A 14,055-nucleotide genomic window follows, 5' to 3' on the forward strand; every position below is an offset into this window, starting at 1 on the left:
CCCGCACCGATGGCTACGACGGCGTCTGGGAATCAGCCAAAGCCAACATGAACATGTACCTGCTCCTGAAAGAACGCGCCCTCGCGTTCCGCGCCGATCCCCAGGTCCAGGAAGCCCTCACCGCCTCGGGCGTGTTCGAACTCGGCGAACCCACCCTCGGCGAGGGCGAAACCGGCACCGACCTGCTGGCCGACACCACCGCCTTCGAGGACTTCAACGCCGACACCGCAGCCGAACGCTCCTTCGCGTTCGTACGCCTCAACCAACTCGCCATCGAACACCTCCTGGGCGCCCACTGACCAGGACTTTCCGCGGCCGGTGCTGAGTGCCGGCCCTTAGAGGGGCATCCGGAGCGACCGCCGTGGTCGCTCCAGATGCCCCTCTTGTCCTTATTTCCGCGACCGCACTCCTCCTTATTTTCTATCCATAGGCGGTGGCTTCCACCTATGGATCGGGTTGCTGCCGCGTGGTAACTTGACCCTCACGTCGCTTACGGGAAGCGATCCAGGAGGAGGCCCAGCTCATGAGTGATTCCAATTCCGCCGGACCCAATGTGGACGTCGTGGACATCCTGACCAGTGACCACCAGGACATGGTTGCACTGATCGGGCAGATCAAAAGCTCCCCAAATGGGGACGAGCGCAGGGACCTGGCCGATACCCTGATCGCGGAAATCATGCGGCACGCTGTCGCGGAGGAGATGTACGTCTATCCTGCGATCAGGGACCACGTGCCCAACGGGCCGGAGGAAGTCGAACACGACAAGAAGGAACACGACGAAATCGTCACGCTGATGAAGAAGCTGGAGAAAGCCGAGTCATCCGGCCAAGCCTTCATGGACCTGGTGCAGGAGCTGGAGCAGCAGCTGACCCATCACGCCAACGACGAAGAGTCCGAACAGTTCCCGAAGCTCCGCCTGCACATCCCGCGCGAAAAACTGGTCCATATTGGCGAGAAGGTCCAGAAAGCCAAAAAGCTGGCGCCTACCCGGCCGCACCCCAGCGCGCCGCACTCCGAGCTGTTCCACAAGACCGTGGGGCCCGGCGTCGGCATGGTGGACCGGCTTTTGGACAAGCTCACCGGCCGGCACACTGATCGGAAGGGCAACTGACGCCGCCCATCACGGCAGGGGCGTGCCGTTCGGCGTCATAGCCGTGCGCAGTTGGCGCTGGTCTGCGTCCAGGTGATTCGCCGTCGTGCCTCAGCGCCTGGTCTCGTAGCTGGTCAAGACCACTCCGCCGGGAAAAGTCCGGGTCTCCACCAGGCGGAGGTTCACCCAGCTGTCCAGAGCTGTGAAGAACGGGGTGCCGCCGCCCACCAGGACCGGATGGGTGACGATCGAGTACTCGTCGATCAGCCCCGCCCGCATGGCGGCCGCGGCGAGGGTGGCACCGCCGATGTCCATGAAGCCGCCGGTCTCGTCCTTGAGCCTGGTGATCTCTGAAATGGCGTCGCCCGTGGCCAGGCGGGTGTTCCAGTCGACTGTGGTGGACGTCGAGGAAAATACTACCTTTGGCATGTTCCGCCAGCGGCGGGCGTATTGGATTCGTGCAGGTGTGGCGTCAGGCTGTAGGTCCGCGGTGGGCCAGTGGGAGCTCATCGTCTCCCACAATCTGCGCCCGTACAGGGCAAGCGCCGTTGTCCCCACCCGATCGGACCACCACTGGAACAGCTCGTCACTCGGTGTGCTCCAGCCGATGTCACCCCCCCGGCGCTGCGATGTAGCCATCCACACTCAGGTTCATGGCGAAGGCCAGTTTCCGCATTGCGTCAGTTTCCCGCGGACAAGTATTAGTTGTACAGACACCAGGCGCCCATAGCGGTCACAGAAACACCGGCGGTCATGCCCCGCCATGTCTTTCTGCGGCAAGCTGGGCGGCGACTTTCCCGATGAGGTTGTAGGGAACGGGTTTAGCCAGCGGAAACTTCAATGTGCCTTTTCCCGCCAGATAGGGAGCCATTTCTGCCCTCAGAAGTTCGTCGCCGCGGGGCACAGGGTAAACCGAAGCGTGTTGTTTCCAGCCGGCGAAGTACACGACGTAGTGCCCCCGGAGGGTGATGGTGGGGAGGCCGTAGCTGATCTTCTCCTCGGCGTGGGGTATGGCTTCGTGTACCTGTCTGCGGATTTCCTGCAGGACCTGACGTGTTTCAGCGGGTTGCGCGGCGATATAGTCATCGACGCTTAAGTAGGTCTCTGGCATGCAGGGCCCCTCTGCGTTCAGCTACGAACCTTCAGCTGCCGGAGTTTTCGTCGAACCCGGATGTCTCGGGCAACGCATCCGCGGCGTGAATCCCGGAACCCTTCCCGAGGACTCCATAGACAAGCTCGATCAGCCCTTGGTCATATGTTGTTGCACTTTGCAGGGACAACACTTGTGGACGTTGCTCAAAAGGAAACACGCCCCGTCCCGCACCAATCGCTACCGGCAACACGATCAGTCTCACCTGGTCTACTTCGCCCGCCGCCAGGATCGTTCCGGCGAGGGTCAGGCTGCCCCAAATGACGACGTCGGCTTTCGCTTCGGCCTTGATTCTCCTGATTGCCGCTACGGCGTCGCCGGATTCAATTCGTGCTTCCGGCATGTCTCCCCACGGGGCGTTCTTAAGGTGATTGGAGAATACGATACGCCGGAGCGCGTTGAGCGCCGGCGTAATGAGTTCATGTGCTGAGGCCGGCGTTGGCCAGTACTCCACGAATTCGCGGTAGGTCTTTGCCCCCAGGACCATCGTGTCGACCGTCTCCAGCCACTTCAGTTGGCTGCGGTCAAATTCGGCAGTGCCGCCGGACAAGTACTCATAGAACGTGAAATCGTTGTTGGCATCGGCGGCGAATCCGTCGGCGCTGACGAACTCTTGGACCACCAGTTGCCCCATGATCGGCTCCTTGCCCTTCCGACGTCGTGGACTCTACGCCCCGATCCCGGCCATATCAACCCTTCGCGTTGACTCATGGAAGCGGTCCGGGTGCCCGGATGGCCACGGGAGCTTTCACCCAAGCCAGCGGACACCACGGGTTCACCTGATCCTGCGCTCAAGAGTCTTTCCTTGCTGCCGACGTCCGGGAATTGTCCGCTGTGTTGTAGCTCCGAGAGCACTGAGGAGGCATAGGGCTCCGGCAGTAATGAAGGCAAAGACCAGGCTGGTTTCTTGAATTAGGGCACCGATAACTGTTGATCCGAGGGCCTGGCCCAGAACGAGGCTGATGAAAAGGATTGACGTTCCTGCAGCGCTGTTCGCCGCTGTAAGGGAGGCCCAGATGATGAGCACTGAGGTTGCTGCTGTATAGGCGAGGCCGAAAAGTCCTGCTGCAGCGAGGCTGAGCGCAGGGCTGGTGGGTACCAGGGCGAATCCCACTGTGGCGGCCGACGTCGCACCTACGGTTATAAACCAAGTGGTCCTGACGGAGTGCTGGGCGAGCCAGGGCGCCAGGAGGAGCGCGGTTGAGCTACCGGCCCCCAAGGCCATCCACGCGATCGCGGATGTTGCGACAGTCATCCCGCCGTCGTCCTCGAGGAGTGAGGGTCCATATACCCAGAGGGCGGCGCTTCCAAGCCCGAGGACGAAAGCCGCAGCGATTGGCCAACCTAGGTCTCGAACGCTGGATGCTCCGCTACCAGACCCTTCATTGTGATTCGCAGTCTTACTAAGCCCTTCGGTGTCAGAAGCGTCCGAGCGAAGGACGCCGACCATGGCGATGAAAGTCATGACGGCGATGAGGATCCAAGCTGCCCGCCACGAGGGGCCCAGCACTAAGGCCATACCGCCGGCGGCGACGACACCGAAACCGGTGCCCGAATTCACGATCGACTGAAGTTGGTTTCGCTTGGCCGTTGCCGTGTTGCGTTGCACGAGTTCCACCAGCGCAGGTGATGCGAAGCCAGCCCCCATCCCGGCCAGTAGCACAGCGAAAATGAAGAAGATCGTGTCCTGAGCCGCCGCGATGCCCGCGCTTCCAAGGGTTGCGGTCGAGCCGGCGAGGACGGTTACGAAGCGGGGCCGACGGGGCGCGTACCGGAATCCAAAACCGGCTGAAGCGCAGTATGTGAGCGACGCGCCGGATGAGAGGAGACCTGCGATGGTCGGGGTCAGCGCGAAGGACGAAGAGAAGGAAGGAAGGAAGAGACCGTATCCGAATCGGGCCAGGCCATAGGTTGTCGCAACCAGCGCAACGGCACTTATCGCGAACATTCGAGGGGCTGTCGACCGACGGGTCTGTAACGCGCGTTTCATTGAAACGAACGTTATAGGATGGAAGCATGGCCGCACAACCCAGCGCGCGGGAAAGGTTGCTCGACGCTGCTGAAGATCTTGCTTTTACCCAAGGCGTCGCAGCGACACCCGTCGACGTGATCCTCAAACAGGCCAACGTTGCGCCCGCCACCCTGTACTCCCATTTCGGGAACAAGGAAGGGCTTATCGTCGAGGCATTGCGACGTCGCCTGACGCGCTGGGACCAGGACTGGCAGCGGGAAGTCTGTGCTGCCTTAACGGCCAAGGAGAAGCTACTTGCTGTTTTCCCTGCCCTGGCCCGGTATCGGTCCGGGCCTGCAACGGCCCGGTGGTGCGCGTTCCTCAGTGTGGCGGCAGAAACGCCCCACCCGAGTCAGCTACTCGATGAGGCTTTGCGCAGTGACACGGAACTACTCACCACGCGTCTTCACGAACTCGCCATACCCGTTGTCGGTACCGGTGCGGCACAAGCCCTCGCTGAACGAGTGGCTCTGATCCTGACCGGCGTGCTGGGAATGATGCTGCGAGCAGCGGATCCGGACAAGGTGATTGCCGACGGGTACGCGACCGCCAAGACCGTCGTTGAAGCAATGACGGCTTCTAACGCCCCGTAAGCGTTACGACGAAATCCGCGCAGCCAATGCATCACCGCAAGAAGCTCATGGCTGCAGTTGGTCAGGAGTGACAACTACCTCTAGGAGTCGGCCCCATCCGGGTCCGGAGATCCCCGGTGGGGGAGTTGCCTTAGTTGGGCATTCAATCCGTTGAGAAGGATAGTAAGGCCTTGATCGAGTTCGGCGTCGCCGTCGTAGTCTGCCAGGACTGCCCCAGTGCCCTGAGGTGGGGGAACTTTTTGGCCGGCAAGCGGTGCAGGCCCAATCTCAGGATGGCCTCGTTTTCGTCCGGGTCCACGATGAATTCCTGGAGTTCGTTGAGGATGTGACCATAAAGGAATCCGTAGTAGGCGCGGTAGACGTGCAAGGCGTCAGCGGGGGCGAATCCAGCGTCTATCAACAGCGCCAGGATTTGTTCCAGCGGACGAAGCGTCCCCAGTGGGCGTAAGCCCAGGGGAGTGGATAGCGGCCGGGTGACCAGCAGGGGCACGACGTTGGGGTGACGAAGGGCCAACAGCCGGAGGTCATGGGCAATCCGGCGCAGCTGTGCCTGCCAGTCGGGGTCATCGGGAAAAATTGCCAATTCGTTCAGCACTATCTCGGTGACGCCGTCCAGCAGGGCCGCCCGGTTCGCTGCGTGCCGGTAGAGGCTCATGGGATCACAGCCGAGTTCCTGGGCAAGGCGACGCATGCTCAATACATCGAGGCCTTCAGAGTCCACCAACTCCAGAGCAGCTCTCAGCACAATGTCCCTGCTCAGACGCCCCCGCCCTCTTGGAGTTTGGTCGTCGCGACTCTTAATAGAGGCCATATTGGATCCGTCCTGTTTACTTAGCGCCAAGCCCACCCACACGGCGATACATAAGCTTGCTTAACACCTAGTCTACGCATACAGTCTACAGTGTAGAGAAGTTGTCGACATGGTTTCAGTAAAGGGACCAGGGTTTGCAGGGGCCGTCCAGGCTGCTCACATTCTCCAAAGGAGAACAGTTGATTACGCAGACCCTTAACGAGCGCGCAACGAGCACGCCTAAAGCGGCCCCCGGCGCTTACCGAACATAGCGGCTTTGGCGTAGCATCCCTTCCGGTGCGGGCCAGGATCATCTGCTTCACCGGGCAGTAACAAGCCCGAGCGTCAGAAACGCAACGGTAAGTCAGTACGCTCAATGCCCCGTGCATGGCATTTGAGTTAAGGCCGCTATAGCCGAACGGCGGAGACCTGCACTGTAGCGAAAAGAGCCCCACATTGGCGCATTCACAGTTCGACCAGTTCCTTCAAGAAGCCACCTACAAAGACCACGAGTCAGGCGCAAGCCTCGACGGGGACTCCCTTTACGGCCTTTACACCAGCTGGTGCTGCGTGTCGCAGCAGAAACCACAGCCTGAACACGTCTTTTGGGCTGCAATGACCCAACGGCTCAGCCCGGGAGAAGGCCTGCGCATGAAGAAGTGCCCTGCCGCTGCGGACTACATCCTCACCAGCTATCCGGCCATGGTTTGAACAGTCGTGACGCGACTCCATGCACGCCGCCTGCCTGGTCACACAGCACCGGCAGAAGCGAAGGAATACCTTCCATGACTGACACTAACGCCACCACCGCTGACACGCATGCCGCCCTGGAGGACATGGACCTGACCCCGGATGGCCTCGCCGACGCCCCCGCCCATGAAGAGGACCAGGAAAGCATCGTCCACACCGGCAACAGCTAAAAAACCAGACTCCACATGCGGGCGCTGCAGGCGGCCGCAACGTCGGTTCGGAACCCGCATCAAAGGCTGCCGTACGGGCATTAGTAGGAATGAGGCCAAGTCATGGCCCAGGAACCACTTCACTTGCAGCCAGAGCTGCTCGTCGATCATCTGCAGGACCTCGTACTGAGGACCGAGGACGTCAAGGCAATGCTGGACGAACTGGCGAACTTCACTGCTCTAACACTTTCGGACCCTGCCGTTGCCTTCTGCAGCATCACCCTGCTGCGCCAAAAGAAGCCCGTGATGGTTGCCAGCAGCGAAGGGGGTCCGCACGCCGCCTCGATGAAATTCAATACCGCGCCGGCGATGGTCCATGCCTTACGGTCATACGCGAAGGGAGCGCGGTCCACGTGCCGGACGTCCGGACGGAACGCCGGTGGGGCGGCTATGCAGCAGCGGCGCTGGCGGAAAAGGTCAGGTCCAGCCTGTCGGTGCCGCTGGCCCTTGAAGGGGAAGCGGAAGCAGGCCTTAACATGTACTCCACCCGCTCCCACGGATTCAGCGGCGAGGACATCGACAACGTCCAGTCCTATGCCTACCATGCCTCCAAAGCCCTCCGGCTCGCGGTACGCATCACCCAGCTCGCTGAGGCCAAAAACAACCTTGCTGCGGCAATGGAATCGCGCACTGTCATCGACCTTGCAGCCGGGGCAATCATCGCCCAAAACCGCTGCAGTCAGGACGCCGCCATGAAGATCCTGAAAATCGCTTCAAACAGCCGCAACACGAAGCTACGTGATGTCGCAGCGTCAGTGGTCGCCTCCCTGACGGCGGATCCAACAATCCGCACCCACTTCGACGCCTAGCTTTCCTGCACCCGGCAGCTGGCCAGCTGGCCTAAGCCTCCGGGTGGCCTTCAAAACCGCGCCACACCGCGCTTGGAAGCGGAGTCTTCCGAGGATCCCGAGCGGAAGCAAGTCAGACTGTGGTGCCTGTCAGTAGCCATGCCATGGCTTCTGTCCGGGACGTAAAAAAGCGCTTGGGGCGGGTCGGCGGGTTCAGGGCCAAAACAAAGTTAGCTATGACTTTATCTACTGGGGAAGCGCCCAGAAGCGCGACTTGTGAGGCCTGGCAGGTGCGGGCGAAGACAACTCGGGCTCCGCGGCTGACTTTAGAGATTGTCGCCATGTCCACCAGCAGGGGGCACTCAGTCTGTCCGCAAAGCTCATTGACCATATGCATGGCCGCCTCAGCATCACTTGACCGGATAGTGGCATTGCGGGCCCACTTCAGCTGAAGAACGCCGTGTTCATCCAAAAATAGCTCAGCTTTTCCTGGTTCCACGGACGCCATTATTTGTACCCCCAAGAGCTGATCTATTTCCCCTAATGTAAACCGGCTTGCTGAAAAAGCTGGCGCTCGGCGACCGTCTCCTTCGCCAAGTCGTCGGGGTCTGTCGATTTCGGCCTCCTTCGCGGCTCCTGCACGAGCGCTCGTTGAGCTGGACGCTCAACCGGTAAGCGGATTGTTCCGAATCGCGGTACGCTGGGTTGCTTGACGAGCATGTAAGTAGCCAACCTAGGAAGTGGACGTGGTTTCGATGTCTGTGACAGGAGGCCTTGATGCTCACCCCATTGCCGGGCGACAACAGATCCTGTTCACCGACCTGCTCAATGCCCTCAGTGAATACCGGGCGGCTGAAACCTCAATGCTGCGGCGAACCCGGCCCATCATGGACCGTGGAGCCACCGATTCCCTTGCCCTTCGCTACATAGAGGAAGCTTCTTCGGCCGGGGAAGGGCTCTGGCCCACGGAGCTCGCCGTACGTCTCGGGCTCAGCTCAGCCTCTGTCACTACCCTCGTTGACCGACTGGTCCAACGTGGAGTCGTAGCCAGAGAACCGCATCCAAGGGATCGGCGCGCTGTACTCCTCAAGTACACGGAACAGTTTGAATACGAGGACGCGCGTGCCCTGGAGGAAGCCCGACGGCCCCTTGCAGACGTCATCGGCTCCTTAGGCCCAGGCGAGCTCACCACCGTCATCGACTTTGTGAACCGGATGCGGGACGCCATGCATGAAGTAGCCAAGGCGGAATAAAGCACGGATAGCTGGACAATTTGCTCGATGTCCTAAATACTAGGCAAGCTAGTAAAACCCGAAAACGTCTGGGGATGAAAATGACCGCCGTAGCAGAGCACCTCAAGCACCGACGCGCAGGATTTCACGGAGCGCCGGCCGCCAAACTTCCGCCCACCAGGCCTGCTCAGCCAGATGCACAAGGGGTAGCCGCGACGGGACCAGAACTGACTGCAGAGTCTTCAACCGACTCGTTGAGAGACGCAACCCTTGCGTCAGCACGGCTCGAACGCTTGCAGTGGGAGCTGGATTCAGCTGAGGAAGAGCTATGCGCCGCACTAAGAACAGCCACAAACGCCGGCATCACCCCCTCAGCGTTGGCGAGGGCTGCCGGAATCACCATCCCCGAGTTGGAGGATTACCTGCAGCGGCCATTGTGGGGAACAGAGGCATCGAAGGCGCCCTTTTCAATATTCGGCTTCTGAGCGGCCAACAGGCGGAAAAACCTGCAATTAGTGGGGGCCCATAACGCCTTTGGGGGAAGGTGCCCGTTGCGCGAATGCTCCTGGCTGCCCCGGGGCGCGGCGGAGTATTGCGCCCGGGACTCCTGCGTTTGGGCAGTGTCAGGTGCTGGACCGCGTGTAGGCGGCAGCCCGAACCACGTCCTCGTCCGTTAGTCCCGCTCCCAGTGCTCCACCCACGGTGGCCAGGCTGGCGGTAAGCCAGCTGATCTTTGCATAGTCCAGCGCGTTTACCGGGCGTCCTGCGACACCTGCCAGGACCGTCCCGTCGACGAGCAGGAACGCCCCGAGCAGGGACAGGATAAACAGGGCCAGATAGAACACCAGGACGCCGATGACCACGGTTGCGGCGGTGGCCAAATTGAACAGGGTTACCTGCTCGCGCTGGGCACGCCGCCGCGGGCGTTCCCACAATCCGCCTCCCAGAATCAGGGCGGCACTCACCGCCGTGATCGCCATGACCGCCAACAACCCCAGGCGTGGGGGTCCGTAGGCCAGGGCCAGCAACCAAAGGTCGGAGGCAACCAGTGTCAGCACCCCGGTGGCCGCTGCCACCACCAGTGCCCGTGACAACCGGACCACAAAGGCCCAAGGCCGGTTGGCCCGGATCATGCCTAGCAGCAGCCGAACGTTGCCGCTGAGTACCCGAGCGGTGAACTGCACAACGTTGTCGTCCGCGCGCTCCTCCAGATCGTTGGACAGCTGGAAGGCCTTCCGTGCGAAATTCTGCTGAGCGTCAAGGTCCTCAGCGTCGTAGCCCAGCAACTGCCCGACCACCTGCACCGTCGTGTCCTGTGCTCTTTGCCGCACGTGTCTTGCCCCCAGGGCGGGGACGGCTACCAGTCCTACCGAATGCAGTGGGCTCAGCTGGGTGAGCACCGGGCGCCGGCCGTCCTTCAGAGGCAGGTCGGTAAGAACCACGGCGAGGTCCCAGCCTTCCTCCAGCACCCGGTCCCGGGCCGCCTCCAGCAGATCCAGCGTCTCGGTGGGTGGATCCACCAACCTGTCCTCAACCACCGTCAGCTCCCAGTGCACCCCCGGGTATTGCTGCATCAGATCATTGCGTGTTGCGGCGGCGGCGTCCGGGCCGAACGCCGCCGCCAAAGAGGGTGAGACCAACAGGCCGACGAGTAGCTCAGCATCCGGCCGCAACTCCGCGGGCTGAATGTCATTCAGGGAAGGCTCATTAGTCACCGATCCATCCTAAGTAGACACGGCAGGATCGCCACTAAGCATGGAGGAAGCTACGCCGATTCCCCGCTGGTCCCGGCAAGTTCCTCCCGCCCGTGACCGTTCCTGGCTGGGTCGGTACCCGCGGCGGGTGGTGGCGGCCGAACTTTGACGCGCGAAGGAGTTCCGCCCGGGAACCCTCTTCCTACTTCTTCGTCAGCCGGTACCGCTCAATCTCTTTGAGCCGCCGCAGGAGGCTGTCGCGCCGCGGGTGCGGGACGGCGTCGGGCGCTTCGGCGGTGAGGTCGATGTGCTTGGTGCCGTACTGCCAGAGCAGCAGGTCATCGAGCAGCCGGTCCGGGCCGGGGGAGTAGCGGTGGTCCAGGGCTTTGCGGACTTCGGTGATGCGGTTGGCACTCAGCAGGCCGGCCAGCTGCATGGTCTGGTTGAGGCCGTGCGCGGCGAGGAGCTCGGCGGCCCAGCCCCAGTCGTCGTCCACCTTGCGGTCCACGTGCGGCAGCAGCGTGCGCCAGACGTCCCGGATCCGGTTGGGCGTGAGCGGCGCGGCCCCCTCGCCGTCCATGTCCCAGAAGCTGCGCACTTCCTCGTAGCGTTCGTGGAGGTCTGCGAACGCCGTTTCCACCGTTTCCAGCATCGCCGCGGTGGCCGTGAACTGCCGGTCGAAGTGCGGTGACCAGGCGCGGGGATCCTCGGCCTTGAACCGGATGTCGTGCTCAATCTCGCTCCATGCGTGGGCAAAAATCGTGCGGATCTGGCATTCGAAGAAGTAGCTGCCGTTGGGCTGGGCGTCCGGATTAAAAACCTGCTGGTACTCCTTCACGGCCTCGTTCTGGATGGTCCGCAGGATCAGGTGCCGGCTGGAGTAACCGTAAGTGCCGGACTCGATGGAACCGATGTCCTTTTCCCGGTCACCGCGGCAGTCGAACAGCTGCCGCTGGCGCTTGATGATGTTGGCCACCGCGGCGTTCTCGGCCGGCAACTTGGTGATCACGCGGATGCCCACCATGTCGTTCAGGGTCCGGAACGGGTCCGGGAACTTCAGCACCGGCGGGCCGCCGGGCTCCAGCGGCTCCTCAATCCGGGAAATCTTCTCCTTGAACGATTCCACCGTTTTGGTGCGCCCGGTGACGAACAGCGGCGTAACTTCACTGTCCTTCAGCATGTCCCGCATCAGCAGCAGGACATCCCGGGTCACCAGTTTCAAGGCAGGCCGGACGCGCTCGTAAATCTCCACGTTGTGCTCCACGGACTCGCGGAGGCTCGCGTCCAGGCTGTCCCAGTTACTCGGCATGATTCCAGCTTACGGCCGGGGTGGGACAGAACGACGGCGGCGCGAGGCAGCCTCCCGGCGCCCGCCCCGGCCGGGCGGCGCGGGGAGTTTCCAGCTGAGCGTTGACAAGCCCGGCAGCGGGGCCTAAGTTCTTCCCAACTGTGGGGAGCGGCGTCAGGAGCCGCAGGTACCGGTCTCGTTGCCGCGAAGGCACTGACGTTACTTGCCGCACGGCAGATTCAAGCGGCCTGCGCCCGGCTTCTGCCCCTTTCAGGACCACCACAATGACCATATTGATGAGAACATCAAGCACCATAGCGGCCGCCATGGTGCTGGTTACAGCCACTGCTGCCGGCCTTGGCGCTCCCGCGCAAGCGATGCCTCAAAATAATGCGCCGCAATACGCCGCCGGAGCAACCGGGAGCGGCGACCCCTACTTTCCCAACGCCGGTAACGGCGGGTACGACGTCCTCCATTACGACCTCGATCTCCGGTACACCCCGCCGTCAGACCCTGCCGTGCTCGCAGGTAACCTCACCGCGGAGGCCACCATCACCCTGCGTGCCACACAGGATCTGGACGCCCTCAACTTCGACCTGCGCGGCCTCTTGGTCAGCGCAGTAGAGGTGGACGGGAAGCACGCGAAGCAGGGGACCGCCGGGGACGGCGCTGTCCCTGCCGAATGGTCCCAGCTGCGGGACGACGCCAACCGCGTGTGGGAGCTGACCGTGAACCCTCGGCCGAAGCTGAAGGCCGGCCACAAGGCCACCATCACCATCGATTACGCCGGCGTTACCGGTCGGCCCGTCGACGCCACCGGGGCGCTGTACGGGTGGGTCACCACCGCCGACGGCGCCCTCGTAGCCAATGAACCCGAAGGAGCGTCCACGTGGTATCCCGTCAATGACGACCCGGAGGACAAGGCCACCTACACCTTCCGCATCACCGTCCCGGAAGGAAAGACCGCCGTGGCCAACGGCCTGCCCGCGGCTAAACCGCAAACCAGGGCGGGGTGGACGACGTGGACCTGGGAGGCATCCGATCCCATGGCCAGCTACCTGGCCACGGCAAGCGTGGGTGATTACGCCCTGTCCTATGACGAAGGACCCCGCGGGTTGCCGATCATCAACGCTGTCGACGCCGGCGTGACGGGCCAAGCGCTCACGGGAACCAACGATTCACTCGCCCTGCAGCCCCGGATGATCTCCTTCCTGGAAAAACTGTTCGGACGGTACCCGTTCGAGGCGTTCGGCGCGATCGTTGATGACGATTCCGTTGGCTATGCCCTGGAAATCCAAACGCGGCCGGTCTACTCGCAGGCGGCGAGCGAGAATACGGTGGCCCACGAGTTGGGGCACCAATGGTTCGGGAACTCCGTCAGCCCGGCGGACTGGCAGGACATCTGGCTCAACGAGGGCTGGGCAACGTATATCGAGTGGTTGTGGGCCGAACACCAGGGAAAAGCCACAGTGGCAAAGCAATTCACCGACACTGTTGCCGAGCTTGATACGAAAAACCTCTGGGCGCTTAATATTACCGAACCGGGACGGGACAACCTCTTCGCGGAGCAGGTTTACCGCCGTGGCGGAGCAGCCCTTCACGCCTTGCGCGCGAAGGTGGGGGACCCAGCGTTTTTTGCAGGTGCGAGGGAATGGCTGGCCAGGTATGACGATTCGTCAGCTACCGGCGAAGACTTCGAGGCAGTGATGGAGGAAGCCTCGGGCCAGCAGCTCGCCGCGTTCTTCAATGACTGGCTGCGGGAGAGCGACCGGCCTGCCATGCCTTGAAAATTACAGCAAGAACGACGGCGGGCCGAACCGTCAGGCCTTGGCCGCCACTGTGGAGCCGCGCACCACGAGCGAACTCTCCAGCGTGACCCCGGTCTGTTCCAGGGCCTTGCCCTCCATCAGGCGGCGCAGCTGCTCCCCGGCTTTCAACCCCAGGGAAGTGGCGGGCAGGTGCACGGTGGTAAGCCCGGGATTGCTCGTGGCGGAATAGGGCAGGTCATCGAAGCCGGCCACGGCCAGCTCTTCGGGGATGCGCACCCCGGCCACCCGCGCCTCCTGCAGCACGCCGTAGGCGTGGGTGTCAGTACCGCAGACGACGGCAGTTACCCCCTCGCGCTGCCACGTCGGCCAAGCGGAGGCGAAGGCGGCAGCCGCCGCGCCGACGTCGATGGTGGTGCCAATAATGCGTTCCTCGCCCACGGTGACACCGCGGCCGGACACCTCCTCCAGGAAGGCCTTCCGGCGGAGGGCAAACGTTTCGGTGCCCGTGACACTGTCCACGTATGCCACCTGCCGGTGGCCCGACTCGGCGAGATGTGCCGCCAGTTCCCGCGCCCCGCTGGCCACGTCCAGGTTCACCGACGGTGCGTACGCCTCCAGCCCGGGGGCATCGAGCAGGACCAGCGGCGAAGGTGACCCGAGGTCCTCGAGCTGGACCACGAGAGGTTCTGGA

14 protein-coding genes and 4 pseudogenes are annotated in these 14,055 nt (G+C 62.5%); 9 read left to right on the forward strand and 9 right to left on the reverse strand.

All coding sequences use genetic code 11. From position 1 onward, the window contains the following. Window positions 1–299 (forward strand): annotated as a pseudogene (locus AC5RVN_RS13865) (xylose isomerase); the annotation flags it as partial. A 224-nt stretch (window positions 300–523) separates the two neighbouring features. Continuing rightward, window positions 524–1,111, forward strand: coding sequence for a hemerythrin domain-containing protein (locus AC5RVN_RS13870; protein ID WP_494138330.1), 588 nt, complete (start codon window positions 524–526; stop codon window positions 1,109–1,111). 90 nt (window positions 1,112–1,201) lie between these two features. Here the strand turns inward: AC5RVN_RS13870 and AC5RVN_RS13875 are convergent. The 4 genes and pseudogenes from AC5RVN_RS13875 to AC5RVN_RS13890 form a co-directional block, all read right to left on the reverse strand. Beyond that, window positions 1,202–1,766, reverse strand: a pseudogene (locus AC5RVN_RS13875) (dihydrofolate reductase family protein). 75 nt (window positions 1,767–1,841) lie between these two features. Continuing rightward, window positions 1,842–2,201, reverse strand: a complete 360-nt coding sequence (locus AC5RVN_RS13880; RefSeq protein WP_494105669.1) for an iron chaperone — start codon at window positions 2,199–2,201, stop codon at window positions 1,842–1,844. 31 nt (window positions 2,202–2,232) lie between these two features. Next, window positions 2,233–2,874: a dihydrofolate reductase family protein gene (locus tag AC5RVN_RS13885; RefSeq protein ID WP_494138331.1), complete on the reverse strand. Its 642-nt coding sequence runs from the start codon at window positions 2,872–2,874 to the stop codon at window positions 2,233–2,235. 141 nt (window positions 2,875–3,015) lie between these two features. Then, window positions 3,016–4,188: an MFS transporter gene (locus AC5RVN_RS13890; RefSeq protein WP_494138332.1), complete on the reverse strand. Its 1,173-nt coding sequence runs from the start codon at window positions 4,186–4,188 to the stop codon at window positions 3,016–3,018. Window positions 4,189–4,256: 68 nt separating this feature from the next. On the opposite strand from AC5RVN_RS13890, the gene AC5RVN_RS13895 reads away from it, so the two are divergent. Then, on the forward strand, window positions 4,257–4,844 hold the full coding sequence (locus tag AC5RVN_RS13895) for a TetR/AcrR family transcriptional regulator (RefSeq protein ID WP_494105672.1): 588 nt from the start codon (window positions 4,257–4,259) through the stop codon (window positions 4,842–4,844). Window positions 4,845–4,924: 80 nt separating this feature from the next. Here AC5RVN_RS13895 and AC5RVN_RS13900 read toward each other — a convergent pair. Continuing rightward, window positions 4,925–5,655: pseudogene (locus AC5RVN_RS13900) on the reverse strand (TetR/AcrR family transcriptional regulator C-terminal domain-containing protein). A 435-nt stretch (window positions 5,656–6,090) separates the two neighbouring features. On the opposite strand from AC5RVN_RS13900, the gene AC5RVN_RS13905 reads away from it, so the two are divergent. The 3 genes from AC5RVN_RS13905 (at window position 6,091) to AC5RVN_RS13915 (ending at window position 7,402) form a co-directional block, all read left to right on the forward strand. Then, window positions 6,091–6,345, forward strand: coding sequence for a hypothetical protein (locus AC5RVN_RS13905; RefSeq protein ID WP_494105673.1), 255 nt, complete (start codon window positions 6,091–6,093; stop codon window positions 6,343–6,345). Between the two features lie 74 nt (window positions 6,346–6,419). Beyond that, window positions 6,420–6,554 carry a hypothetical protein gene (locus tag AC5RVN_RS13910; RefSeq protein ID WP_494040309.1) on the forward strand — a complete coding sequence of 45 codons (135 nt, stop codon included), beginning with the start codon at window positions 6,420–6,422 and terminating at the stop codon, window positions 6,552–6,554. 89 nt (window positions 6,555–6,643) lie between these two features. Next, window positions 6,644–7,402, forward strand: a complete 759-nt coding sequence (locus tag AC5RVN_RS13915) for a GAF and ANTAR domain-containing protein (RefSeq protein WP_494138333.1) — start codon at window positions 6,644–6,646, stop codon at window positions 7,400–7,402. Window positions 7,403–7,514: 112 nt separating this feature from the next. Here AC5RVN_RS13915 and AC5RVN_RS13920 read toward each other — a convergent pair whose 3' ends face one another. Continuing rightward, complete coding sequence (locus tag AC5RVN_RS13920; RefSeq protein ID WP_494105676.1) at window positions 7,515–7,880, reverse strand: DUF7793 family protein; 366 nt, start codon at window positions 7,878–7,880, stop codon at window positions 7,515–7,517. 256 nt (window positions 7,881–8,136) lie between these two features. Between AC5RVN_RS13920 and AC5RVN_RS13925 the strand changes: the two genes are divergently transcribed. Then, entirely contained in the window at window positions 8,137–8,634 is a 498-nt protein-coding gene (locus AC5RVN_RS13925) for a MarR family transcriptional regulator (protein ID WP_494138438.1), read from the forward strand. 233 nt (window positions 8,635–8,867) lie between these two features. Then, window positions 8,868–9,098: a hypothetical protein gene (locus AC5RVN_RS13930; protein ID WP_494138334.1), complete on the forward strand. Its 231-nt coding sequence runs from the start codon at window positions 8,868–8,870 to the stop codon at window positions 9,096–9,098. 138 nt (window positions 9,099–9,236) lie between these two features. Here the strand turns inward: AC5RVN_RS13930 and AC5RVN_RS13935 are convergent, their stop codons facing one another. Together AC5RVN_RS13935 and AC5RVN_RS13940 are read right to left on the reverse strand one after the other, a co-directional pair. Beyond that, window positions 9,237–10,328, reverse strand: a complete 1,092-nt coding sequence (locus tag AC5RVN_RS13935; protein WP_494138335.1) for a hypothetical protein — start codon at window positions 10,326–10,328, stop codon at window positions 9,237–9,239. A gap of 181 nt (window positions 10,329–10,509) precedes the next feature. Next, window positions 10,510–11,616 (reverse strand): GTP pyrophosphokinase, encoded by a 1,107-nt coding sequence (locus AC5RVN_RS13940; RefSeq protein WP_494105677.1) that lies wholly within the window; start codon window positions 11,614–11,616, stop codon window positions 10,510–10,512. 275 nt (window positions 11,617–11,891) lie between these two features. On the opposite strand from AC5RVN_RS13940, the gene AC5RVN_RS13945 reads away from it, so the two are divergent. Continuing rightward, a complete protein-coding gene (locus AC5RVN_RS13945; RefSeq protein ID WP_494138336.1) occupies window positions 11,892–13,382 on the forward strand; it encodes a M1 family metallopeptidase in 1,491 nt (496 codons plus the stop codon). Window positions 13,383–13,415: 33 nt separating this feature from the next. Here AC5RVN_RS13945 and AC5RVN_RS13950 read toward each other — a convergent pair. Then, a pseudogene (locus tag AC5RVN_RS13950) lies at window positions 13,416–14,033 on the reverse strand (LacI family DNA-binding transcriptional regulator); the annotation flags it as partial. Window positions 14,034–14,055: the final 22 nt, after the last annotated feature.

Source organism: Arthrobacter sp. sptzw32, assembly GCF_059089735.1.